Genomic DNA, 22,875 nt, shown 5'->3' with positions numbered 1-22,875 from the left:
CCTCACGACTGACGGCGGACAGGGACCGGTTCAGGATAACCGGCGCGAAGGCTCGCACCGGGCCGCGCGCGGACTGCCGGGCCCGCACGCCGCGCGAGCCGGGCGCCCGCCCGGGCGCCCGCCCGGGCTGCTCGGCCGCCGGCCGAAGACGCCCCCGCGCCGTTCATCCGCCGCAGCGGCGCGCAACCACCACGGTGGAACCCGGCGGTGCCGAGCGCACCTGAGCTCGTACGGCACCGCCGGACACGTCCGCTGTGCCAGATCGCCGCCGCGGCGGAACGAGACCCGGCAGGCGGCAGCAGGCCGAGGGCCCGGCGCCCCGGGCAGCGGGGGCCGTCGGCCGAAGGCCCGGGCAGCGGGGGCGGTCGGCCGAAGGCCCCGCGCCGGGTCGGCGGGCTAGCGCCCCGCCGGTGGCAGCAGGCGCGGCGACAGCGCCCCGCACGGCAGGAGGTCGACCTCCGCCCCCGCGTCCCGCAGGTCCGTGAGGACCAGTTCGTCGTACATCAGCAGTCCCGACTGCTCCGGCCAGACCACGGCCCACAGCCACAGCCCGCGCGCCTCGCCCGCGAAGACGGCCCGGTCCTCCGGGGCGCCCTCGACGTGCCAGAGGGGGGTGGGGCGGCCGGCGGCGTGGACCTTGGCGTGCGGGGAGCGGTCGACGCGGAGGTAGGGGCCGGGGTCGGGGCCGGCGACGCCCGCGTAGCGCGCGCCGAGGCCGACGCCGAGCTCCTCGGCCACGAGGAGCAGCTCACCGGGGCCGCCAAGGGGGCTGGGGCCGGAGCAGGCGACGGCGGTGGCCCGCCCGCCGCTGCGGTCGTCCCCCGCGCAGACCACGCCGGTGAAGAGCCAGCCGACGGGCAGGGGCCAGGGCATCCACACGGGCACCCGGGCCCGGTTGACGACGACGGCCAGGGCCTCCACGCTCGGCGGGACGACGGGCTGCAGAGGGTGCACCGTGCCGTGGACGTCGCACTGCCAGGAGTCGGCGAAGAGACCGGGCGCTCGCACCCGGCCACCGCACTTCGGGCAACTGGGTTCGCCCCTCATAACCTCCAACGGTCCTCCCAGGCCGCCGCCGCGTCAAGGACGATCACCCGTCCGGACGTCGACGGCCCGGACGGTCATCCCAGGGGTACCCCGGAGCGCATCGGGTCACGCAGGTCGGTGCCGTTCCTCAGCCACCGCTCCTCCAGCGCGGCCGCTCCCTGCACCCTCTTCCAGGCCGCCTCGTTGGGGGTCATGGGCAGCAGCGGGAGGAAGCGGACGGGGTCCATCGGCTCGTCCAGCTCCAGGTCCTCGACCAGACCGCCGGACTCGGCGACGAGGACGGAGGTGAAGGGCGCCCCGGGCCAGAGCGGTTCGCCGGTGTCGAGGGAGGCGCCGGGCGCCACGATCAGGCCCTCCACCTGGGGGGAGGCGGCGAGGACGGCCAGTGGCCGCAGCACCTTGTCGGTGTCGGCGAGGCCGGCGCGGACGGAGAGGACCAGCTCGGCGCGGGGCCCGCGGAGCGGGTCGGCGATCACGGCCGTCGGGTCGGCCATCGGCTGGGCGGACATGCCGAGCGTGGCGTAGCGCACGACGTCCCCGTCATGGAAGCGGAGGACCTCGATCCGGTCCGTGCCGAGGAAGGTCACCGCTGCGCGCGCGTCCGGTTCGCCCAGGGCTGTCCGGAGCCGGGCCTCGACCAGTGCGAGAACGTCTGACATGCAGTGAGCATAGAACGCGTATCGAACGGGCAAAGGAGGGTATTGACGGGTCAAGTGGCTGCTAGCCTTGACCTCTGGTCAGGGAGTTACGTTCGTCCCTCAGCGGGGACCGGCCGGAGGAGGTGGGGCTGCGGTGGATCCTAGTCGACCGTGCAGTACCGACAGTTCTCCCGTCCCTTCGCTCCGGACGCACTCCTCGTGATCTGAGATCTTCCGCCCTCGGCAGTGCCGCCGACGTTTTCCCGGAAGTTCTTTTGCGCCCGCAGCGCCGACGGAAGAGCGCCTTCGTCCCGCTTTGTTCCGTGTTCTCCGCGAAGTTCTCTGCTTCTCTGCGAAGTTCTCCGCGAACTGCCGTCAGCCTCGCCGCACCGCACGAAGCGCCGTCCGATTTGCGGACGTGTCCCGCACACGGCCTCCCGCCGTACAGGGCCTCACGTCCACGTTCCGGGCCGCGTTGCACTCGCGCTCCGCACCGGCTGGCGGCCGGCCCGTGAAGGAGCCCTGCCATGTCGATGATCCGTGATCTGCGTGAGGCCGTCCGCCCCGCCCTGCGCCGCGGCGCCCTGCCGTACGAGTACGACTCGACCCGGGACCCGTCCGTCAGCAGTGCGGTCGTCGACTGCGCCGTCTACCGCGACGGCAAGCGCCTCAGCGACCACGTCAGCCCCGCCGAGGCGATGCGCCGGGTGCGGACCGGCGGCGGCTTCGCCTGGATCGGGCTGCACGAGCCGACGGAGCGTGAGTTCTCGGGCATCGCCGCGGTGTTCGGGCTGCACCCGCTCGCCGTGGAGGACGCCGTCCACGCCCACCAGCGGCCCAAGCTGGAACGTTACGACGACACGCTGTTCACCGTCTTCAAGACCATCCACTACGTCGAGCACGCCGAGCTCACCGCCACCAGCGAGGTCGTCGAGACCGGCGAGGTGATGTGCTTCACCGGGCCGGACTTCATCATCACCGTCCGGCACGGTGGCCAGGGCTCGCTGCGCGCGCTGCGCCACCGCCTCCAGGACGACCCGGAGCTGCTCTCCAAGGGCCCCTCCGCCGTCCTGCACGCGATCGCCGACCAGGTCGTGGACGGCTACATCGCCGTCGCCGACGCCGTGCAGGACGACATCGACGAGGTGGAGATCGATGTCTTCTCGCCCGCCGGCAAGGGCGCCTCGCGCGGCGGCGACGCGGGCCGGATCTACCAGCTCAAGCGCGAGGTGCTGGAGTTCAAGCGGGCCGTCGCCCCGCTGCTGCGGCCGATGCAGCAGCTCAGCGAGCGGCCGATGCGGCTGGTCGACCCGGACATCCAGAAGTACTTCCGGGACGTCGCCGACCACCTCGCCCGCGTCCACGAGCAGGTGCTGTCCTTCGACGACCTGCTGAACTCCATCCTCCAGGCCAACCTCGCGCAGGCATCGGTGGCGCAGAACGAGGACATGCGGAAGATCACGTCCTGGGCGGCGATCTTCGCCGTGCCGACGATGATCGCCGGGATCTACGGGATGAACTTCGACCACATGCCGGAGCTGCACTGGAAGTACGGCTATCCGGCGGTCATGGTCGTCACGGTCGCCATCTGTGTGACGATCCACCGCGGCTTCAAGCGGAACGGCTGGCTCTAGCCGCTCTTCAGCCGTTCTTGAGCCGTTCTTCAGCCCTTCTTCGCCGCGCGGCCGGCCATGATGACGAGGCCCAGCCCGGCCAGGATCACCGCCAGCGCGGGACAGGAGGCCACGGGCGGGGTCTGCCCCAGCCACAGCGCGGCGATCAGGGCCGCGCCGGGGGTCTCCAGGAGGATCGCCGTCGAGGTGACGGACGGGCCGAGCCCCTTGACCACGCGGTTGATCAGCGAGTGCCCGAGCAGCTGCGCGGTGACCGTCAGCACGGCCAGCTTCAGCCAGGTGTCCCCGCTGTAGCCCGCGAGGGACGAGCCGGAGAACAGGCACGCGGCGAGCAGCAGGACGGTCGTCGTCGCGTAGCAGACGTAGCTGTACGTGACCGTGCCCACCGTCCGGCGCACCTCCGCGCCCAGCAGGACGTAGCCGGCGGCCGCCATGCCGCCGGAGAGGGCCAGCGCGTCGCCCGCGAGGGCCCGCGGGGACAGGGACAGGTCGACGCCGGTCAGCATCACCACGCCCAGGAAGGCCAGGGCGGTGCCCGCCCACACCAGCGCGGGCGGCCGGTGTCCGCGCAGGCGCATCAGGAGCGTCGTCCAGATCGGGGTGGTGGTGACCAGGGCGGTCGAGGACGCCACCGACGTCATGTGCAGGCTCGGCAGCCACACCCCGAAGTGGACGGCCAGGAGCGCGCCGGCGGCCACGGCCAGCAGCAGGTTCCGGCGGCCGATGCCGCGGAGCTCGGCGCGGTGCCGGACGAGCGCGAGGGGGGTCAGGGCGCCCACGGCCATGGCGTTGCGCCAGAAGGCGATGGCCAGGGCGGGGGCGGCGGTCGCGGCGATCAGGGGAGCCGACAGGGAGATGCCGGAGATGGCGATCGCGAGCAGGAACAGGTCCGTACGGACGCCGGGGTGGGGGTGGGCGGTCTCGGCCCGGGCGGCGGTCGCGCCGGGCGGGGCATCGCTGCGCGTACGGGCACTGGTCACCCGTCCAGGGTAGATCTCCTGGTCGCGGGCACCGGCGCATACAGTAGGCCGCATGACACAGACGCAGGAGCTGCTCGACCGGGCGCTCATCGAGGAGGCCACGAAGAAGTCCGGCCTCATCTGGGTGCAGGGACCGGCGGGGCCGAGCCGTGCGCTGTGGCACGTGTGGCACGAGGGGGCCGTCCACCTCGTCGGCGGCACCGGTGAGCAGCCGCTGGACGGGCTCGGGCTCGCCGACGGCGCCGAGGCGACGGTGACCGTCCGCAGCAAGGACAAGGGCGGGCGCCTGGTCTCCTGGACCGCGCGCGTCGCCGAGCTCCCGGCCGGGGGCGAGGCGTGGACGGCGGCGGTCGCCGAGCTGAAGGCGAAGCGGCTGAACGCGCCGGATGCGGAGCGGGTCACGGAGCGGTGGGCGGAGGGCTGCCGCGTCCTGCGCCTGGAGCCGACCGGGGCCACGGCGGCGCTCCCGGACACGGCCCTGACGGCCCGCCCGCTCCCGACACCGGCGACGACGCGCCGCCCGATGCCCGCGGCACTCCCGAAACTCCTCCGGAGGGGCCGGCGCGCGGGCCGCTAGGAGCGGCTGTCGTTCCGGGCGCCCCGCACGTCTCCGCCGCAGCGGCGCCCGGCCGGGACGCACCTGACCGGCGGTGCCGGCCCGGCCTTGTTTCGAGAGTTACGCACAGCCCGGCACGCCGGACACCGCCGTCGGGCGTCTCGCCATCGCGGCGGAAGCACATGGCGTGGCCGAGCGAGAGGCCCGGTACGCCGAGAGGCGGCGCGAGCCGCGGAGCTACTTCGCCGGACCCGGTAGTGAGGATCCCTCTCCCCCGGAGGGGATCCGCTTGCCGTAGTCGACCGTGTCCTGCTTCGGCGGGGGCGCCAGGGCGAAGTCCTTGCCCCAGTCCGACAGTTCCAGCTGGCCCGCCCCGCCCGCGCGCCGGACGCGCAGGGGGTACGGCGTGTCCATGAGGGAGACGTCGAGCGTGCCGCCCGAGCCGCCGGCGCCGTTGACCCGGATGGTGGGGGTGCCGGCCACGGTGCCGTGCTCCCCGCGGGCGAGCTTGCCGTGCAGGCCGATGAGCCCGTCGAGCAGGACGTCCTTGTCGGTGAAGCCCTTGAACTGCTGGTACGCGGGGTCGCCGGTCGGCACCTTCACGTACTTCTTCTCCAGCTTGCCCGCGGCGGCCGCGCCGTCCCCCTTGCCGTCCTTGGCGTCCTTGTCGCCGCGCGACCAGAACGCCGCGGGCGCCTTGAGGAAGAGCTCGTCGCCGACCCGCAGCAGCTCGAAGGTGCTGGCGTCGGAGGCGACCCGGCCCGTCCCGCCGTCCCGCTTCAGCCGCATGTCGAGCTTGTACGTGCGCCCCTGGCTGACGACGCTGCCGGACAGGTGGACGGAGGAGGCGTCCCGCGCCGCCGACCGCGCCTTGTCCTGGATCTTCGCGGGGTCGAGCCTGCCCACGCCGTTGGTCCCGGCGTCGGGGTCCTCGGCACCACCACCGCCGCCGCAGGCGGTGAGCGCCACGGACAGGCCGGCGCACAGCGCTCCCACGAGAGCCGCCTTCCGGGTTCGCACGTCGCTCCTGCCTCCTGTTCAGCCCTGTTCAGCCGCTGGAGTACGGCAGCGTACCCGTGCCGCCCGCAGGCGGAAGCAAGCAGTCCGGACGGGCGTCTCCCCCGCGCCGGGGAGAACCCGGTCACGTTAGCCTGAACCGGACACCGGACCACGGAGGAGGTGCGCGGCATGGCAGCAGGCGCCCACCGGGTCTTCGTGTCGCACCTCTCGGGCGTGGCGGTCTTCGACCCCAACGGCGACCAGGTGGGCCGCGTCCAGGACCTCGTCGCGATGCTCCGCGTCGGCGGCCGGCCGCCCCGCGTCCTGGGCCTGGTCGTGGAGGTCGTCAGCCGCCGCCGGATCTTCCTGCCCATGACGCGGGTGACGGGCGTGGAGTCCGGCCAGGTCATCACCACGGGCGTGATCAACATGCGGCGCTTCGAGCAGCGCCCCACCGAGACCCTGGTCCTCGGCGAGCTGCTCGACCGGCGCGTACGTCTGGTCGACGGGGGCGAGGAGGTGACCGTCCTCGATGTAGCGATCATCCAGCTGCCCGCCCGCCGCGACTGGGAGATCGACAAGGTCTTCGTGCGCCGCGGCAAGGGCGGGGCCCTGCGCCGCAAGGGCGAGACGCTCACCGTCGAGTGGTCGGCCGTCACCGGCTTCTCCCTGGAGGAGCACGGGCAGGGCGCCGCGAGCCTCCTCGCGACGTTCGAGCGGCTGCGCCCCGCCGACCTCGCCAGCGTCCTGCACCACCTCTCCCCCAAGCGCCGCTCGGAGGTCGCGGCGGCGCTGGACGACGACCGGCTCGCGGACGTCCTGGAGGAGCTCCCGGAGGACGACCAGATCGAGATCCTCGGCAAGCTCAAGGAGGAGCGCGCCGCGGACGTCCTGGAGGCCATGGACCCGGACGACGCGGCCGACCTGCTCTCGGAGCTCCCGGAGGACGACAAGGAGCGGCTGCTGACCCTCATGCAGCCGGACGAGGCGGCGGACGTGCGCCGGCTCCTGGCGTACGAGGAGCGGACCGCGGGCGGTCTGATGACGACCGAGCCGATCGTGCTGCGCCCGGACGCGACCGTCGCCGACGCCCTCGCGCGCGTGCGCAACCGCGACCTCTCCCCCGCGCTGGCCGCCCAGGTGTACGTGTGCCGGCCGCCGGACGAGACGCCCACCGGCAAGTACCTCGGCACGGTCCACTTCCAGCGGCTCCTGCGGGACCCGCCCTTCACGCTGGTCGGCTCGATCGTGGACACCGATCTGCGGCCCCTGCCGCCGGGCACCCCGCTGCCGGCCGTCACCAGCTACCTGGCCACGTACAACATGGTCGCCGCGCCCGTCGTCGACGAGAGCGGCTCCCTGCTGGGCGCGGTCACCGTCGACGACGTCCTGGACCACCTGCTGCCCGAGGACTGGCGCGAGACCGAGCTGCACCACGGGGCGCCGGGCATGACCGAGCTGCCGGAGGGCATCGATGGCGGGCAGTGAGCGGGGACGCGAGGGCACCCCGGGGCACCGCCCCGACCGGGCCGAACGCGTCCGGGCGCAGGCGGAGGCCGTGCACCCGCACCCGCACGCCCGACCGCGCGTCCGGCTGGACCTGCCGCGGGTCAAGCGGCGCGGCTGGCTGCCGGAGTACGACCCGGAGGCGTTCGGCCGCACCTCGGAGCGGATCGCGCGCTTCCTGGGGACGGGGCGGTTCATCGTCTGGATGACGGTCGTCATCATCCTGTGGGTGGTGTGGAACACGACCGTCCCCGGGCACCTGCGGTTCGACAACTATCCCTTCATCTTCCTGACCCTGATGCTGTCGCTGCAGGCCTCCTACGCGGCGCCGCTGATCCTCCTCGCGCAGAACCGCCAGGACGACCGCGACCGGGTCAACCTGGAGCAGGACCGGAAGCAGAACGAGCGGTCGATCGCGGACACGGAGTACCTCACCCGGGAGATCGCCGCGCTGCGGATGGGCCTCGGCGAGGTCGCGACGCGCGACTGGATCCGCTCCGAGTTCCAGGAGCTCGTCAAGGAACTGGAACAGCGCCGCGTATTCCCCGCGGAGAGTGAGGAACGCGACCGCTGACGGCTCTTTCCGGAGGCCCCCTCACGCGCCGTACCATCGTCCGTATGGCTACCGACACGAACGGAACGTCCCCGAGCGAGGACGCGGTCCGCGCCGCGCTCGCGACGGTGAACGACCCCGAGATCCAGCGACCCATCACCGACCTGGGGATGGTCAAATCGGTGGAGATCGCGGCGGACGGTTCGGTCGCGGTGGCGGTCTACCTGACGGTCTCCGGCTGCCCCATGCGGGAGACGATCATCAGCCGGGTGCAGGCCGCCGTCTCGGGCGTCACCGGCGTCACGGGCGTCACGGTCGAGCTCGACGTCATGAGCGACGAGCAGCGCCGCGAGCTCGCGGCCTCCCTGCGCGGCGGCACGGCCGAGCGCGAGGTGCCCTTCGCCAAGCCCGGCTCGCTCACCCGGGTGTACGCGGTGGCGTCCGGCAAGGGCGGCGTCGGCAAGTCCTCCGTCACGGTCAACCTCGCGGCGGCCATGGCGGCCGACGGGCTGAAGGTCGGCGTCGTGGACGCGGACATCTACGGCCACTCCGTCCCGCGCATGCTCGGCGCGGAGGGCCGCCCCACCCAGGTCGAGAACATGATCATGCCGCCGTCGGCGAACGGCGTGAAGGTCATCTCCATCGGCATGTTCACCCCGGGCAACGCCCCGGTGGTGTGGCGCGGCCCGATGCTCCACCGCGCCCTCCAGCAGTTCCTCGCCGACGTCTACTGGGGCGACCTGGACGTCCTGCTGCTCGACCTGCCCCCGGGCACGGGCGACATCGCGATCTCGGTCGCGCAGCTCGTGCCGAACGCCGAGATCCTCGTCGTGACGACGCCTCAGCAGGCGGCCGCCGAGGTCGCCGAGCGGGCCGGATCGATCGCCGTGCAGACGCACCAGAAGATCGTCGGCGTCGTGGAGAACATGTCCGGGCTGCCCTGCCCCCACTGCGACGAGATGGTCGACGTCTTCGGCACCGGCGGCGGCCAGGTCGTCGCCGACGGCCTGACCCGCACCACGGGCACCAACGTACCCGTCCTGGGCTCCATCCCCATCGACGTCCGCCTGCGCGAGGGCGGCGACGAGGGCAAGCCGGTGGTCCTGACGGACCCGGAGTCCCCGGCGGGTGCGGCGCTGCGCGCCATCGCCGGCAAGCTCGGCGGCCGGCAGCGCGGCCTCTCCGGAATGTCGCTGGGCATCACGCCGCGCAACAAGTTCTGACCGGTCGCGCCGACGCGCGGGCAGGCTGTCCTTCGGCCCTGTCCGCGCGCCGGAGCGCGCACCGCTAGCTCTGGTGCCCCAGGTCCTTCACCGGTGCCGAGGCCGCGTTCTGCTTCACGGACTCGATGCCCTTCTCGCAGGCCGACCTGCTGTTGTACGACTCGCCGACGGCGATGATCTCGCCGTTGCCCGCCTTAAGGCGGTAGCGGTACTTGCCGGAGTTGTCCTCGTACATCTCGAACTTGCCTGGCATGGCTCATCACCTCTCCGAGTGCTGCCCCCTGCCGGAAATTCAAGCCCGGCGCAACGGCACTCGCAGCCCGGGAGGGCCCAGCGGGTGACCGGCGGCCCCGGCGGGAGCCGCCCGGCGGCCGTCAGCCCCGGTAGGCCGTGATGTCCTTGATCACCGAGAAGCCCATGCCGTAGGCGCTCATGCCCCGGCCGTACGCCCCGATGTGCACCCCGCCGCCGGCACCGGCGCGGCCGTCCCCGCCCTCGTCCGTGGCGGATCCGGCGAGCACCCAGCCGTACTCCGACTCGCGGTAGCGGAAGTCGGTGGGCACGCCGTCCACCGGGAGCGACAGCGTCGACCACGCCGGGTCGTCCAGGTGGTCCGCCAGCTCCCAGGCGAGGGCCGTCTGCTGGTCGAGCCAGTCCTGCCGCAGCGCCCGCTCCATCTGCGCGGGCCAGGTGCACGACAGCAGCCCCGACCCGGCCAGCCACGCCGCGGAGGAGACCGAGGTGGCCTCCAGGACGCCCGTGCCGTCGGCGCTGCGGCGGCCGGGGCGGCTGGCGACGGTCACGACGACCGCGAACCGCTGCTTGGCGGCGTGGGGATCGGCGCGCTCGCTGCGCAGCGTGGGCTCCTCGCCGTGGCCCGTGGAGCCGTGCTCCACCGTCCCGTCGGCGGCGGTGCCGACCTGCATCAGCCAGCGCGGCCCGGTGTAGGCCTCGTCCAGGCCGTACCAGGGGAACGAGGCCCGCAGATAGCCGTCGACCGCCCGCCTGTCGGCGGGCACGCCCGGTGCGTCCTGCGCTGCGGCGTCCGCGGCGGACGCGTCGGCCGTGCCGGCCCCTTGAGCCCCAACCCGACTCGTCGTCTCCATCTGCGCGGCGCCTCCTTGTTGCCCGGTGTCCTGGGCGAGCCCGCCCCCCTCGGACGACTTCACCCCAAACACAGGGAGGATAGCCACCCCCGTCAATGGCGCACGGGATGCGCGGTACTCAGGTGGCGTCGGAGTCGAACGGAGGACGCTCTCCGGGGTCCGGCTTGTCCTGCTTCTTGAGCAGGTCCGGACGGGCGGGAGAGCCGCCGTTCGAGGGAGCCTGGGCGGCTCCGGAGGACGGGGCCGCCGTCGTGTCGCCGCTGCGGCCGTGGACGGCGTCGGCGACCTCGGTCATCTCCGACTTGAGGTCGAAGCCGTTGCGGATCTCCTTCAGGCCCAGCTCGTCCTTGTCCAGCACGTGCTTGCGGACGAACGTCTTGGGGTTGAGGTCCTCGAACTCGAAGTCCTTGAACTCGGGGCCCAGCTCGGAGCGGATGTCCTCCTTGGCGCTCTCGGAGAACTGCCGGATCTTGCGCAGCGTGCGGGACACGTCCTGGATCATCTTCGGCAGCTTGTCCGGTCCGAAGATGAGCACAGCGAGCACCACGAGCGCGACCAGCTCGAGGGGTCCTATGTCGAGCACGTTGAAGCTCCTTGATGCGTCAATGGCCGACGGTCCAGGCCACCTATCACGGTACCTGGCCCTGCGGGGTCGAAGGGATACACCTGGGGCAAGATCAGGCCAAAGCCGACGCCGGCGACGGTTCCGGGGCCCGCCCCGGGCCGGCCCCGGAGGACGCGGGCGTCAGCGGGCGCCCGCGGAGCCGAGGGTCAGCTCGACCGCCCGCTCCCGGCCGTCCCGCTCCACGGTCAGCGTGAGCCGGTCGCCCGGACGATGACTGCGGATCTTGACGATAAGCTCCTGGCCGCTGTGCACGGCCACTCCGTCGACCTTTTTGATCACGTCGTTCGCCCGGAGGCCGGCCTTGTCGCCCGGGCCGCCGGGGGTGACGGGCGCGCTGTCGCCGCTCTTGGTGTTCACCCGGGCGCCGTCGCCCGAATACCCCATGTCCAGCGTCACGCCGATGACCGGGTGGGTGGCCTTGCCGGTGTTGATGAGCTCCTCGGCCACCCGCTTGGCCTGGTTGATCGGTATGGCGAAGCCCAGGCCGATGCTGCCGCCCTGGCCGCCGCCGAGGTCCCCGCTGTCGCCCGCGGAACGGATCGCGCTGTTGATGCCGATGACCCGGGCCTCCGAGTCCACCAGCGGACCACCCGAATTGCCCGGGTTTATCGGGGCGTCGGTCTGCAGGGCGTCGACATAGCTGACGTCGCTGCCGTCACCCTTCCGGCCGCCCGCGGTGATCGGGCGCTCCTTGGCGCTGATGATCCCCGTCGTGACCGTGCCCGCGAGGTCGTACGGGGCGCCGATGGCGATCACGGAGTCGCCGACGCGGACGGAGTCGGAGTTGCCGAGGGCGAGGGGGGTCAGGCCGGACACGCCCGAAACCTTGATCACGGCGAGGTCGTAGCTGCTGTCCCGGCCGACGAGGGTGGCCTTGGCGGTCTGACCGCTGCTGAACGTCACCGATATGTCACCGGCGGCTCCCGCGGGCTCCACGACGTGGTTGTTCGTGAGGATGCGGCCCTCCTTGTCGAGGACGAAGCCGGTGCCGGTGCCCTGGTCGCTGCCGCCGCGGACGTGGATCGTCACCACGCCCGGCAGGGCGCGGGCGGCGATGCCCGCGATGCTGCCCGGGGCGCGCGCCGAGCGGTCCGCGGTGGCCTGGGGCAGGCTGACGTGACGGCCCATGGCGCCGTCCCGCTCCAGATACGCCCCGACGCCGCCGCCGATGCCGCCGGCGACCAGCGCCACGAGCAGCGCCCCGGCGAGCAGCCGCCCGCGGCCGCGCTTCCCCGGAACGGGCTCCGCGGCACGGGCCGCGGACGCGGCCGCCCAGGGGTCGTACTGCCACGGCCCCGGGGTGCCGTGTGCGGGCGTCATCCCCACGGGAGGAACGGGAGTGCCGTGCGGCGGCGTCACACCGGGCGGCGGAAAGGCAGCACCCTGCGGCGCGGCGGGCCCTGCGGGCGGGAGCGGGGTGCCCTGCGGCGGCGTCATGCCGGACGACGGAAAGGCAGCCCCCTGCGGCGCGGGCGGCCCTACGACGGGCCCTGCGGGCGGCAGCAGCGTGCCCTGCGGCGGCGTGACCGGCCGCTGAACGGGCGGCGCAGGCGCCCACGGCCCCGGCCGCCCGTACGGAGGCGTGCCGTAGGGATCGGGAGCGTGCAGCGGAACGGCCCCGGTCCCGGCCCCGGAAGAGGCGTCGGCCCCGTAGGCGGGGACGGCGCCGGAGGCGTACGTGGTGTCCTGGGCGGACTGCCCGACGCCCGGCGCGGCACCGGAAGCCGCATCCGGCGCGGGCGGCGGCGTGGGGCCCTGGCCGGACCGGCCGGCCTCCGGCCCGGCGGCGAAAGCCTCCTCGGCCCCGAACGCAGGCAGCGGGCGCGTGACGTCCTCGGCGGACTGCCCCGTCACAGGCCCGGCGGCGGAAGCCTCGTCCGGGCGGTACGGGGGCAGCGGAGCCGTCGCCGACCGGTCGGGCCGGCCGCGCACGGCGTCCTGGCCGGCCTGCGGGGCGGGTGAGGGCGCGGCGCCGGAAGACCCTTCCCGGCCGTACGGCGGCAGCGGGCGCGTCGGTGAGTCGTCGGGCGCGGGCGCATCCGGGCCGTACTGCGGCAGCAGGCGCGTTTCCGCCTCCGAGGGGGACGGCTCGTCCGCCGGGGACGGGGATTCGTCCAGGAACTGCGGGCCCTCGTGCTCGGCCGGGGCCGGCCCGGCCGGGCGCGGGCGGCTCCACCACTGCGGCGCGGACGTCCGCGCCTTCCCCTCGTCCATGTTCTCCCCACCGATCGCCGGAGGGCGCACGGCATCGCCCGAGGGATGCGCGGCCCACAGGAATTCAACCAGGTCTGCACACAAGTGCGCAGGGGGCCCGGGCGGGGGTCAGCGCCGGGCGGTGTCCCCCGGCGGCGCTCCCGGTGCCGGGTGCCCCCTCCGTATCAGCGGGGGCAGCAGGGGCGCCGCGGAGGGGCGCAGCAGGGACACTTCCCGCACCGGCACGGCGGCCGACGGGGCGGACCCGCCGGAGCCCCCGGCGCCGCCCTGCGAGGCGGAGCGGGCGAGGCGCCGGTCGCGCCCGGCGGCCGAGGATGCCGAAGAGGCCGACAGCGGGGTGGTCGCGGTGCGCGGGTTCTCGGCGCGCGGGCCCTGGGGGCCGGCGACCGAGGTCAGCGGAGCCGCGCCGCCGAGGGCGAACGCGGCCAGCGAGACGGCCCCGGCGGCGGCGAAGGCGATCCGCCGCCCCCGTATGCCACCGCGGGGCGGCTCGGGCATCTCGTGGATCCGGAAGCCGCCCTCGCGGGGCCGGGCGGCACCGCCGGGGATGAGGCCGAGGGGCGCGAGGGAGTCAGCCCGGGCGCCGAGGCCGGCTTTTCCCGGCCCTCCGGGGCCCTCGTGGCCCTCCCGGGCATCCGGGTGGTCCCGGTCGGCCCAGCCGTCGTGGTCCGCGCCGAGCGGGGCGCGGGGATCGCCCCCGGCCAGGCCCTGCAGCCGGGCCAGGAAGTTCTCGGAGAGCGGCGGGAGCGCCGCTTCCGCGAACACGTTTTTGAGCCGGCGCTGCGCGTCGGCTTCGGCTTTGCACTTCCAGCAGGTCGCCAGGTGGGCGAGCACCCGCTCCCGAGAATCGTGTCCCAACTCCCCGTCGACCAGGGCCGCGAGGCGGTCGCCGAGATGGTGCTCGGCGGGGGACTGACCGCCTGAACCGGTCACGCGATCCCTACCTCCCCACTGACAGGAACGCCGGGGGCCACGCCCGCCACGGCACGCTGCTCGGCCCGGGCGGCGGGCGAGCGGTGCTGGAGGGCCTTGCGCAGGTGGGAGCGGCCGCGGTGGATCCGGCTGCGGACCGTGCCGAGCTTCACGTCGAGCGTCGCGGCGATCTCCTCGTAGGACAGGCCCTCGATGTCGCACAGGACGACGGCGGCGCGGAACTCCGGGGCGAGCGTGTCCAGCGCCTGCTGGACGTCCGCGTCGAAGTGCGTGTCGTTGAAGTGCTGCTGGGGGGAGGGCTCGCGGCTGGGGAGCCGCTCCGCGGCGTCCTCGCCGAGCGCGTCGAAGCGGATGCGCTGGCGTCGCCGGACCATGTCCAGGAAGAGATTGGTGGTGATGCGGTGCAGCCACCCCTCGAACGTGCCGGGGGTGTACGTGGAGAGCGACCGGAAGACCCGGACGAAGACCTCCTGCGTGAGGTCCTCGGCGTCGTGCTGGTTGCCGGTGAGGCGGTAGGCCAGGCGGTAGACGCGGGCGCTGTGCGTGCTGACGATCTCCTCCCAGGTGGGAGGCGTCCACGCCTGCGAGTCCGCATCGGTGGCGAAGGTCGCGGTCTGTGCGGAGTCGTTGGTGCGCGAACGGTCAGCGGTCTTGGTCACGGATTTCGGCTCGCCGGCGGACCTGCGAAAGCGCTTGAGCACTCCCCGACGGTCGTCGGCCGCAGCCGCACCTCCCCTGTCGGCTCTGGTGGTGTCCAGTAGAGCCCCTACCATATCCATCCCGCCCGTTAGCTCCGGATAAGGAATTTTGACCTGCATTTGGTCTTGCTTCCCCCGTCCTCCCGGCCATCCCCTCCATTTGCCGTCCCGCCCCTTCAACGCACGGTCCCATCTGCGGGTTCCCGTGGTCAGCGGATACAGTCACGGTTGCGTCGACTACGGGGACAGGAGAGGGCCATTACCGGCAACCGGCAGACGAGCTGGGCGTTCGCCGATGCGTTCGTCGCCGAGGACGAGGCGCTGCGCTGGGCCCGGGACCGGGCCCTGGAGGCAGGCCTGCGCTCGGTGTCGTCCGGCACCGGCGCCGCGCTGCGCCTGCTCGCCGCGGCGGTGGACGCCAAGGCGGTGGCCGAGATCGGCACGGGCACCGGCGTCTCCGGCATCCACCTCCTGCACGGCATGCGGCCCGACGGCGTGCTCACGACGGTGGACAGCGACCCCGAGTGCCAGCAGTTCGCCCGGCAGGCGTTCCGCGCGGCGGGCTTCGCGGGCAACCGCGCGCGCTTCATCCCCGGCCGCGCCCTGGAGGTGCTGCCGCGTCTCGCCGACGGCGGCTACGACCTGGTCTTCTGCGACGGCGACCGGCTGGAGTGCCTGGACTATCTAGCCGAATCGTTGCGCCTGCTGCGGCCCGGCGGCCTCGTCTGCTTCGAGGGCGTCTTCGCCGACGGCCGCACGGTCGACTCCGCCGCCCAGCCCGCCGAGGTGCAGCGGCTGCGCGAGCTGCTGCGGGCGGTGCGCGAGTCGCGGGTGCTGGTGCCGTCGCTGCTGCCGGTGGGCGACGGGCTGCTGTGCGCGGCCCGGCGCGGCTGACCCGGCGCGGGCACCCCGCCCGCCGGGCGCTCCCCGGGGCCGGCGCCGCCGCCCCGGACCGCCGCCGCGCGCGGCGCACCCCGGATGCACCACTGCCCCGGCAGCCGGTGCGGACCGGCTGCCGGGGCAGCGTAAGAACGGTGGTTCGGCGTGCGTCAGCCGACAACCTTCTTCAGGGCGTCTCCGAGGGCCTCGGCCTCATCCGGGGTCAGCTCGACGACGAGCCGACCGCCGCCTTCGAGCGGAACCCGCATGACGATGCCCCGCCCCTCCTTGGTCACCTCGAGCGGGCCATCGCCCGTCCGCGGCTTCATGGCCGCCATGCTCGTTCCCCTTCCTGAAACCAGCTCATCGTCAGCCGACGGCCCCACGACAGGCCCGCGTCACCGGCATCGAACACATTGCTTCCAGGCCATTATCTCGCATCGCGTGACCCAATGAACAACATCGGTCCGTATCCCTTCGGCAACGCGATCACGCAAAACCACTCAATTCGGCGATCGGACTGCGATACTGCGCCGCTTCGACCATGCATCTGTGGCCGGTTTCTTTGACGCAGGTCACATATCGGTGTCCGGTGATCTCCGGCATGCTGGGCCCGGAACGACGCCGACGGGGCTTGCGACGAGGGAGGGACCGGCACATGGCCGACTCCGTGCTGTACGAGGTGACGGACGGGCTCGCGACGATCACGCTGAACCGTCCCGACGCGATGAACGCGCTGAACACCGACACCAAGGCCGCCCTGCGCGACGCCCTGCAGCGGGCCGGGGCCGACGCCGCCGTCCGGGCGGTGCTGCTCATCGGCACCGGGCGCGCCTTCTGCGTCGGGCAGGACCTCAAGGAGCACGTCGAGTCGCTGGCCGCCGACCGTGAGAACGGCACGGGGAGCACCATGACGACGGTCAAGGAGCACTACAACCCCATCGTCACGGCCATCGCCGGCATGCCGAAGCCGGTCGTGGCGGGCGTGAACGGGGTCGCCGCCGGCGCCGGGGCGGGGTTCGCCTTCGCCGCGGACTACCGGGTGGTGGCCGACACCGCCGCGTTCAACACCTCCTTCGCCGGGGTCGCCCTGACCGCCGACTCGGGGGTCTCCTGGACGCTGCCGCGCCTCGTGGGCCACAGCCGGGCCTCGGACCTGCTGCTGTTCCCGCGCAACGTGCCGGCGCAGGAGGCGTACGAGCTGGGCATCGCCAACAAGGTCGTGCCGGCGGCGGAGCTGGCCGCGGAGGCCACGGCCGTCGCCCGGCGCCTGGCCGAGGGGCCCACCGGGGCCTACGCCGCGATCAAGGAGTGCCTCGCCTACGGGGCGGGGCGGCCCCTGACCGAGGCCCTGGCCAAGGAGGACGAGCTGCAGACCCGCGCGGGGGCCTCCGAGGACCACGGGATCGCGGTGGACGCGTTCCTGAAGAAGGAGAAGCCGCGATTCGTGGGGCGCTGAGTACGGGTTGAGCTCCGCTCGGCACCGCCGGAGCCCGGCGGGCCGGGCCCGGCGTCAGCGGGCCCCCGCGCTCTCCCTCGCGTGACACCCCGCCAGATGGTCGTTCACCAGCCCGCACGCCTGCATCAGTGCGTACGCCGTCGTCGGCCCGATGAAGCGGAAGCCCCGCTTCTTGAGGTCCTTGGCGAGGGCCGTCGACTCCGGCGTCACCGCCGGGACGTCGGCGGCCGTGCGCGGCGCGGCGGCCCGCTCCGGGGCGTAGGACCAGATCAGGGCGTCCAGCTCACCGGGTGCCCCCTCCGCCGCGACCCGCGCGTTGGCGATCGTGGCCGTGATCTTGGCGCGGTTGCGGATGATGCCGGGGTCGGCCAGCAGCCGCTCCGCGTCGGCGTCGGTGAAGGCCGCGACCTTGGCAATGGAGAAGCCGGCGAAGGCGGCCCGGAAGCCCTCGCGGCGGCGCAGGATCGTCAGCCACGAGAGCCCGGACTGGAAGGCCTCCAGGCACATCCGCTCGTAGAGGGCGTCGTCCCCGCGCACGGGGCGGCCCCATTCGGTGTCGTGGTAGACGCGGTAGTCCGCCATGGACTCCGCTTCGAGGCCCCACGGGCAGCGGTGCAGCCCGTCCGCCCCTATGACCGGTGCGCCGCTCATTCCTTCTCCCCCTCGTCCTCGTGGCGGTCGCGGCTCTCGCCCTTCTCGGGGCCGGCCTTCGCGCCGCCGGCCATGGCCGCGGCCTGCGCGCCCGCGAGGGCGGCCTCCAGCTCGGCGATGCGGGCGTCGCGCTCGGCGAGCTCGGCGCCGAGGCGGTCCAGGGCCTCGTCCGTCTCCGCCATGCGGTAGCCCCGCAGGGCCACGGGCAGGCGCAGGGTCTCGACGTCGGCGCGGGCCATGGGGCGGTCCGCGGGGAGCGGCCAGACGGTCCGGTCGGCCGCGGCCTCGGGCAGCGCCGCGCCGCTTCCGCCTCCGGCGACGAAGAGCGCGACCGCGGCGACCACCACGACCAGCGCGATGAGCAGGAACCAGAACACGACCATCTCCCAGGAACACGGACTGCGTTTCCGTCCACCCCGATCGTGCCATGCCGCACTGACGGTTAAGGTCGCTGCGGACCACCGAGAGGGAGTAGGGACATGCTGCGGCTGGGACGACGCGAGTTCGATGCGCACGAGCCGGTGATCATGGCGATCGTCAACCGGACGCCGGACTCCTTCTACGACCAGGGTGCGACGTTCAGCGACGAGCCCGCCCTGGCCAGGGTGGAGCAGGCCGTCGCGGAGGGCGCCGCCATCATCGACATCGGCGGGGTGAAGGCCGGCCCCGGCGAGGAGGTGACCGCCGAGGAGGAGGCCCGGCGGACGGTCGGCTTCGTGGCCGAGGTCCGCAGGCGCCACCCGGACGTGGTGATCAGCGTCGACACCTGGCGGCACGACGTGGGCGAGGCGGTGTGCGAGGCCGGCGCCGACCTCTTGAACGACGCGTGGGGCGGCGTGGACCCCAAGCTGGCCGAGGTCGCGGCCCGTTACGGCGTGGGCCTGGTGTGCACGCACGCGGGCGGCGTGGAGCCGCGCACGCGCCCGCACCGGGTGGAGTACGAGGACGTGATGGCGGACATCCTGCGGGTCACGCTCGGGCTGGCCGAGCGCGCGGTGGCGCTGGGCGTCCGGCGCGACGGCATCATGATCGACCCCGGGCACGACTTCGGGAAGAACACCCGGCACTCGCTGGAGGCGACCCGGCGGCTCGGCGAGATGGCGGAGACGGGCTGGCCGGTGCTGGTCTCGCTGTCGAACAAGGACTTCGTCGGCGAGACGCTCGACAAGCCGGTGAAGGAACGCCTCCTGGGCACGCTCGCGACGACGGCCGTCTCGGCGTGGCTGGGCGCGCAGGTCTACCGCGTGCACGAGGTGGCGGAGACCAAGCAAATCCTGGAAATGGTGGCGTCCATCGCAGGCCACCGCGCGCCGGCAGCCACCCGCCGCGGCCTGGCCTGACCGCACCCACGACCCGACGGACGGAGTCCGGCGCAGCCGGTCGTTCTCCTTCGCGGGCCACCGCGTTTCCGCGGTGGCCCGGCGGGGATCCGGCGCGGCGGGGTCCGTCAGGCCCCCGCCTCCTTCGTGACCAGCCGCACCGCCTCTTCCACGTCGTCCGTGACGTGGAAGAGGTGCAGGTCGTTCGGGCCGGCCTTGCCTCCGGCGATGAGCGTGTCCCGGAACCAGTCGACCAGGCCGCCCCAGTAGGCGGAGCCGAAGAGGACGATCGGGAAGCGCGTGACCTTCTTGGTCTGGACGAGGGTGAGCGCCTCGAACAGCTCGTCCAGCGTGCCGAGTCCGCCCGGCAGGACGACGAATCCGCTCGCGTACTTCACGAACATCGTCTTCCGCACGAAGAAGTAGCGGAAGTCGACGCCGAGGTTGACGTACTGGTTGAGCCCCTGCTCGAAGGGCAGTTCGATGCCGAGGCCGACGGAGATGCCGCCCGCCTCCGTCGCCCCCTTGTTGGCGGCCTCCATCGCGCCCGGCCCGCCGCCCGTGATGACCGCGAAGCCCGACTCGACGAGGCCGCGCCCGATGGCGATGCCGGCCTCGTACTCCGGCGAGTCCCGGGGCGTGCGGGCCGAGCCGAAGACGCTGATGGCGGGCGGCAGTTCGGCGAGGGCCCCGAAGCCCTCGACGAACTCGGACTGGATGCGCATCACCCGGAAGGGGTCCTCGTGGACCCAGTCCGCGGCCCCTCTCGTGTCCAGCAGGTGCTGGTCCGTGGTGCCCGCCTGCATCTGGCCGTACCGGCGTACCACCGGCCCCCGGCGCTGCTCCCGCCGCGCGCGCGATCCTTCGGGATGTGCCATGCCGTGCTCCCTCCGCTGCAGATCGTTGCTGTTCAGCGTAGGCCCACGCGCGCGGTGACCCGCCGGGTCAGGCGGTCAGCCAGGCGCGCAGCCGCTCCTCGCAGTCGTTGATCAGCGAGGCGCGGACGCGCTCGTCCCGCTTGTGGGCGAGCGTCGGGTCGCCGGGGCCGTAGTTGACGGCGGGGACGCCGAGCGCGCTGAAGCGGGAGACGTCGGTCCAGCCGAACTTGGGCTTGGGCGTCCCGCCGACGGCCTCGATGAACGCCGCGGCGGCGGGGTGGGACAGCCCGGGCAGCGCGCCGGGCGACTCGTCGTCCACGACGAGCCCGGCGACGCCGCAGTCCGCGAAGACCTCGCGGACGTGCTGCAGGGCCTCCGCGGGGCTGCGGTCGGGCGCGTAGCGGTAGTTGACGGTGACGGTGCACGCGTCGGGGATGACGTTGCCGGCGACGCCGCCCTCGATGCGCACGGCGTTGAGGCCCTCGTGGTACTCCAGGCCGTCGATGACGGGGCGGCGCGGCTCGTAGGCGGCGAGGCGGGCGAGGATCGGCGCGGCGGCGTGGACGGCGTTGCTGCCCATCCAGCTGCGTGCGGAGTGGGCGCGCTCGCCCGCGGTGTGCAGGTGGACCCGGAGGGTGCCCTGGCAGCCGCCCTCGACCTGGGCGTCGGAGGGCTCCAGGAGGACGGCGAAGTCGGCGGCGAGCCAGTCGGGGTGGGCGTCGGCGATGCGGCCGAGGCCGTTGAGGTGGGCGGCGACCTCCTCGTTGTCGTAGAAGACGAGGGTCAGGTCGCGGTTGGGCTCGGGCACGGTGGCGGCGATGCGCAGCTGCACCGCGACGCCGGACTTCATGTCGCTGGTGCCGCAGCCCCACAGGAAGCCGTCCTCGTCCAGCCGGGAGGGGACGTTGCCGGCGATGGGGACGGTGTCGATGTGACCGGCGAGCACGACGCGCTCGGCGCGGCCCAGGTTCGTGCGGGCCACGACGTTGTTGCCGTACCGGTCCACCGTCAGGTGCGGCAGTGCGCGCAGGGCGTTTTCGACGGCGTCGGCCAGCGTCTTCTCGCTCCCGCTCTCGGACGGGACGTCGACGAGCTGGGCGGTGAGGGCGGCGGCGTCGAGGGACAGGTCGAGTGCGGCGTCATCCATGCGTGCGACTCTAGCCCGGGCGGTGCGGGCGCGGCCGGGCCGGAGGGCGGCCCCGGGCCGCCACCTGTCCTCTCCAGTAACGTGGGCCGCATGTCCCGGATCTTCGTCACCCGACGTGGCCGCGTGTTGCGCATCGTGGCCGCCTGCGCCGTGCTGCTGGCGCTGATCGGCTACGGGATCGCCCAGCTGGTGACGGGCGGCCCGGGAGCGCCGCGCTGCACGGTGCGCGCCGACGGCGCCTCGTACTCCCTCTCGCCCGAGCAGGCGGTGAACGCGGCGACGATCTCGGCCGTGGGGTCCGAGCGCGGGCTGCCGGAGCGGGCGGTGACGATCGCCCTGGCCACGGCCATGCAGGAGTCGGGGCTGCGCAACATCCACCACGGCGACCGGGACTCGCTGGGGCTGTTCCAGCAGCGGCCCACGCAGGGCTGGGGCTCCGCGCGGCAGATCACCGACCCCGTGTACGCGGCGGGGAAGTTCTACGACCACCTGGTGGAGGTGCCGGGCTACTCGCGGCTGCCGCTGACGGTGGCCGCGCAGAAGGTGCAGCGCAGCGGCTTCCCGCAGGCGTACGCCAAGCACGAGCCGGACGCGTCGCTGCTGTCGTCGGCGCTCACGGGCCGGGCGGTGGCGGCCTTCAGCTGCACGACGAGCCCGAGCGACGGCAAGAAGGGGGACGTCGCGGCGGTACGGGCCAAGCTGCGCCGGGAGTTCGGTGCGGCGGCGGTGCCGGCGGCGGAGACCCTGGCGGCCCCGGGGGGCGGCGGTTCGGGCGTGGCGGGCGGTGCCGCCGCGCGGACGCTGGCGGTGCCCGTGCCGGACAGGGCGACGGGGCCGGGCGAGCCGGCCGGGAGCGGCCGGGAGCGGCGCGGCTGGCAGCTGGCCTCGTGGGCGGTGGCCCACGCGACCGAACTGCGGATCGAGCGGATCGCCTTCGGCGGCCGGGTGTGGACGGCGGCCGATTCGCGGGACGGCTGGCGCAAGGACGGCGAGGGCGCGGCGGAGGCCGGGAATTCCCCCGGGAACGCGGCCGCAGAGGTACGGATCACGACCGCTCAGTAGTGCGAGCGTCCCCCCGCCGGAGGTAGGCACAACAGCCCCGCGCGCTTAATGGGCAACGCCCGCCCCAGGCGTCCGGATTTCCCGGGAATTCCTTGTGACTAAAGGCTTGTCAGCCTTCCCGACCTGCATACCGCGCGCCCGTTTTGCCCCGCTTTTAGGGGGACAGATAATGCGACGCATTACCAACTCTTTACCGTGGCGCACCGCAACCTTCCACGGATTCGCGCGGTAGTCACTGCGTCCGCTCGCCGGACAGCCAACGTCCTCAACTCCGCCAAAGGAGCATCATGTCCCTCCCCCTGACGCGTCGGATCGCCCGGGCCGCCCTGCTGGTAGCCGCCGGTGCGGCACCCGTCCTCGGCGCGGCCGGAGCGGCGAGCGCCGCCCCGCAGGCCACCGACCTGGCGAGCGGCCTGACCGCGGTGGACGGCGCGAACCTCGGCACCAACGTCGACGCGGCCGCCCACAAGGCCGGGGACACCGTGACGGGCGTCGGCACCAGCGCCATCAAGACCACCGTCCCGGGTGCCGCCGACGCCACCGGCAAGGCCGCCAAGACCGCCACCCCCGCCGTCCAGAAGGTCGCCGGCCAGGCCGCGGGCGCCACCTCCGGGCTCGCGGGCCAGGCCACCCAGGCCGCCAACGGCGTCAACGCCAAGGGCCTGCCCCTCGGCGGCGGCCAGCTCCCGATCGGCGGCTGACCCAGCGCACGCACGAGCACGCGAGAGGGCCCGGGAGACGTCTCCCGGGCCCTCTCGCGTGTGCTCC

General features: G+C 73.6%; 25 protein-coding genes. 10 read left to right on the top strand and 15 right to left on the bottom strand.

From position 1 onward, the window contains the following. Positions 1-396 precede the first annotated feature (396 nt). Positions 397-1,047, bottom strand: coding sequence for a DUF6758 family protein (locus AS857_RS28825; protein WP_058046115.1), 651 nt, complete (start codon positions 1,045-1,047; stop codon positions 397-399). Between the two features lie 74 nt (positions 1,048-1,121). After that, positions 1,122-1,706, bottom strand: coding sequence for a suppressor of fused domain protein (locus AS857_RS28820; RefSeq protein ID WP_058046114.1), 585 nt, complete (start codon positions 1,704-1,706; stop codon positions 1,122-1,124). Positions 1,707-2,212: 506 nt separating this feature from the next. Here AS857_RS28820 and AS857_RS28815 point away from each other — a divergent pair. Further along, complete coding sequence (locus tag AS857_RS28815; RefSeq protein ID WP_058046113.1) at positions 2,213-3,319, top strand: magnesium and cobalt transport protein CorA; 1,107 nt, start codon at positions 2,213-2,215, stop codon at positions 3,317-3,319. A gap of 29 nt (positions 3,320-3,348) precedes the next feature. On the opposite strand, the gene AS857_RS28810 is transcribed toward AS857_RS28815, so the two are convergent. Continuing rightward, complete coding sequence (locus tag AS857_RS28810; protein WP_058046112.1) at positions 3,349-4,299, bottom strand: DMT family transporter; 951 nt, start codon at positions 4,297-4,299, stop codon at positions 3,349-3,351. Between the two features lie 52 nt (positions 4,300-4,351). Here AS857_RS28810 and AS857_RS28805 point away from each other — a divergent pair, with 52 nt between their 5' ends. Then, positions 4,352-4,876, top strand: a complete 525-nt coding sequence (locus tag AS857_RS28805; RefSeq protein WP_058046111.1) for a hypothetical protein — start codon at positions 4,352-4,354, stop codon at positions 4,874-4,876. Between the two features lie 216 nt (positions 4,877-5,092). On the opposite strand, the gene AS857_RS28800 is transcribed toward AS857_RS28805, so the two are convergent. Then, positions 5,093-5,875: a hypothetical protein gene (locus AS857_RS28800; RefSeq protein WP_058046110.1), complete on the bottom strand. Its 783-nt coding sequence runs from the start codon at positions 5,873-5,875 to the stop codon at positions 5,093-5,095. Between the two features lie 168 nt (positions 5,876-6,043). Between AS857_RS28800 and AS857_RS28795 the strand changes: the two genes are divergently transcribed. Genes AS857_RS28795 through AS857_RS28785 form a run of 3 tightly spaced genes read left to right on the top strand, consistent with a single transcriptional unit; the run spans position 6,044 to position 9,136 of the window. Beyond that, positions 6,044-7,342 carry a magnesium transporter MgtE N-terminal domain-containing protein gene (locus AS857_RS28795; protein ID WP_058046109.1) on the top strand — a complete coding sequence of 433 codons (1,299 nt, stop codon included), beginning with the start codon at positions 6,044-6,046 and terminating at the stop codon, positions 7,340-7,342. After that, a complete protein-coding gene (locus AS857_RS28790; protein ID WP_058046108.1) occupies positions 7,329-7,934 on the top strand; it encodes a DUF1003 domain-containing protein in 606 nt (201 codons plus the stop codon). The genes AS857_RS28795 and AS857_RS28790 overlap by 14 nt, the downstream gene beginning before the upstream one ends. Before the next feature lie 44 nt (positions 7,935-7,978). After that, positions 7,979-9,136, top strand: coding sequence for an Mrp/NBP35 family ATP-binding protein (locus AS857_RS28785; protein WP_058046107.1), 1,158 nt, complete (start codon positions 7,979-7,981; stop codon positions 9,134-9,136). 64 nt (positions 9,137-9,200) lie between these two features. Here AS857_RS28785 and AS857_RS28780 read toward each other — a convergent pair whose 3' ends face one another. The 6 genes from AS857_RS28780 to sigE form a co-directional block, all read right to left on the bottom strand. Continuing rightward, positions 9,201-9,389 (bottom strand): YegP family protein, encoded by a 189-nt coding sequence (locus AS857_RS28780; RefSeq protein ID WP_058046106.1) that lies wholly within the window; start codon positions 9,387-9,389, stop codon positions 9,201-9,203. Between the two features lie 121 nt (positions 9,390-9,510). Next, a complete protein-coding gene (locus tag AS857_RS28775) occupies positions 9,511-10,242 on the bottom strand; it encodes a hypothetical protein (protein ID WP_058046105.1) in 732 nt (243 codons plus the stop codon). A 118-nt stretch (positions 10,243-10,360) separates the two neighbouring features. After that, positions 10,361-10,825, bottom strand: coding sequence for a sec-independent translocase (locus tag AS857_RS28770; protein WP_079110700.1), 465 nt, complete (start codon positions 10,823-10,825; stop codon positions 10,361-10,363). A 162-nt stretch (positions 10,826-10,987) separates the two neighbouring features. Next, positions 10,988-13,081, bottom strand: a complete 2,094-nt coding sequence (locus tag AS857_RS28765) for a trypsin-like peptidase domain-containing protein (protein WP_058046103.1) — start codon at positions 13,079-13,081, stop codon at positions 10,988-10,990. Positions 13,082-13,189: 108 nt separating this feature from the next. After that, positions 13,190-14,014, bottom strand: a complete 825-nt coding sequence (locus AS857_RS28760; protein ID WP_079110699.1) for an anti-sigma factor family protein — start codon at positions 14,012-14,014, stop codon at positions 13,190-13,192. Beyond that, complete coding sequence (gene sigE / locus AS857_RS28755; RefSeq protein WP_079110698.1) at positions 14,011-14,787, bottom strand: RNA polymerase sigma factor SigE; 777 nt, start codon at positions 14,785-14,787, stop codon at positions 14,011-14,013. The genes AS857_RS28760 and sigE overlap by 4 nt, the downstream gene beginning before the upstream one ends. Positions 14,788-14,940: 153 nt before the next feature. Here sigE and AS857_RS28750 point away from each other — a divergent pair, with 153 nt between their 5' ends. Beyond that, a complete protein-coding gene (locus tag AS857_RS28750) occupies positions 14,941-15,606 on the top strand; it encodes an O-methyltransferase (RefSeq protein ID WP_058046100.1) in 666 nt (221 codons plus the stop codon). A 155-nt stretch (positions 15,607-15,761) separates the two neighbouring features. Here the strand turns inward: AS857_RS28750 and AS857_RS38150 are convergent, their stop codons facing one another. Continuing rightward, entirely contained in the window at positions 15,762-15,929 is a 168-nt protein-coding gene (locus AS857_RS38150) for a DUF3117 domain-containing protein (protein ID WP_009997451.1), read from the bottom strand. 320 nt (positions 15,930-16,249) lie between these two features. On the opposite strand from AS857_RS38150, the gene chcB reads away from it, so the two are divergent. Next, positions 16,250-17,050, top strand: a complete 801-nt coding sequence (chcB, locus tag AS857_RS28745) for a 2-cyclohexenylcarbonyl CoA isomerase (RefSeq protein WP_058046099.1) — start codon at positions 16,250-16,252, stop codon at positions 17,048-17,050. A 54-nt stretch (positions 17,051-17,104) separates the two neighbouring features. Here chcB and AS857_RS28740 read toward each other — a convergent pair whose 3' ends face one another. Continuing rightward, positions 17,105-17,701 carry a DNA-3-methyladenine glycosylase I gene (locus AS857_RS28740; protein ID WP_058046098.1) on the bottom strand — a complete coding sequence of 199 codons (597 nt, stop codon included), beginning with the start codon at positions 17,699-17,701 and terminating at the stop codon, positions 17,105-17,107. Continuing rightward, entirely contained in the window at positions 17,698-18,084 is a 387-nt protein-coding gene (locus AS857_RS28735; protein ID WP_079110697.1) for a DivIVA domain-containing protein, read from the bottom strand. The genes AS857_RS28740 and AS857_RS28735 overlap by 4 nt, the downstream gene beginning before the upstream one ends. Positions 18,085-18,180: 96 nt before the next feature. On the opposite strand from AS857_RS28735, the gene folP reads away from it, so the two are divergent. Further along, complete coding sequence (gene folP, locus AS857_RS28730; RefSeq protein ID WP_058046097.1) at positions 18,181-19,041, top strand: dihydropteroate synthase; 861 nt, start codon at positions 18,181-18,183, stop codon at positions 19,039-19,041. Between the two features lie 107 nt (positions 19,042-19,148). Here the strand turns inward: folP and AS857_RS28725 are convergent, their stop codons facing one another. Continuing rightward, positions 19,149-19,898, bottom strand: coding sequence for an LOG family protein (locus AS857_RS28725; RefSeq protein WP_058046096.1), 750 nt, complete (start codon positions 19,896-19,898; stop codon positions 19,149-19,151). A 67-nt stretch (positions 19,899-19,965) separates the two neighbouring features. Then, complete coding sequence (dapE, locus tag AS857_RS28720; RefSeq protein ID WP_058046095.1) at positions 19,966-21,045, bottom strand: succinyl-diaminopimelate desuccinylase; 1,080 nt, start codon at positions 21,043-21,045, stop codon at positions 19,966-19,968. A gap of 90 nt (positions 21,046-21,135) precedes the next feature. On the opposite strand from dapE, the gene AS857_RS28715 reads away from it, so the two are divergent. Both AS857_RS28715 and AS857_RS28710 read left to right on the top strand, forming a co-directional pair. Continuing rightward, a complete protein-coding gene (locus AS857_RS28715; RefSeq protein WP_058046094.1) occupies positions 21,136-22,107 on the top strand; it encodes a VldE C-terminal domain-containing protein in 972 nt (323 codons plus the stop codon). A gap of 287 nt (positions 22,108-22,394) precedes the next feature. Further along, entirely contained in the window at positions 22,395-22,808 is a 414-nt protein-coding gene (locus tag AS857_RS28710; protein ID WP_058046093.1) for a hypothetical protein, read from the top strand. Positions 22,809-22,875: the final 67 nt, after the last annotated feature.

Source organism: Streptomyces roseifaciens (assembly GCF_001445655.1).
GTDB classification, from domain to species: Bacteria; Actinomycetota; Actinomycetes; order Streptomycetales; family Streptomycetaceae; genus Streptomyces; species Streptomyces aureoversilis.
This window is presented reverse-complemented; position numbering and strand designations above follow the sequence as displayed.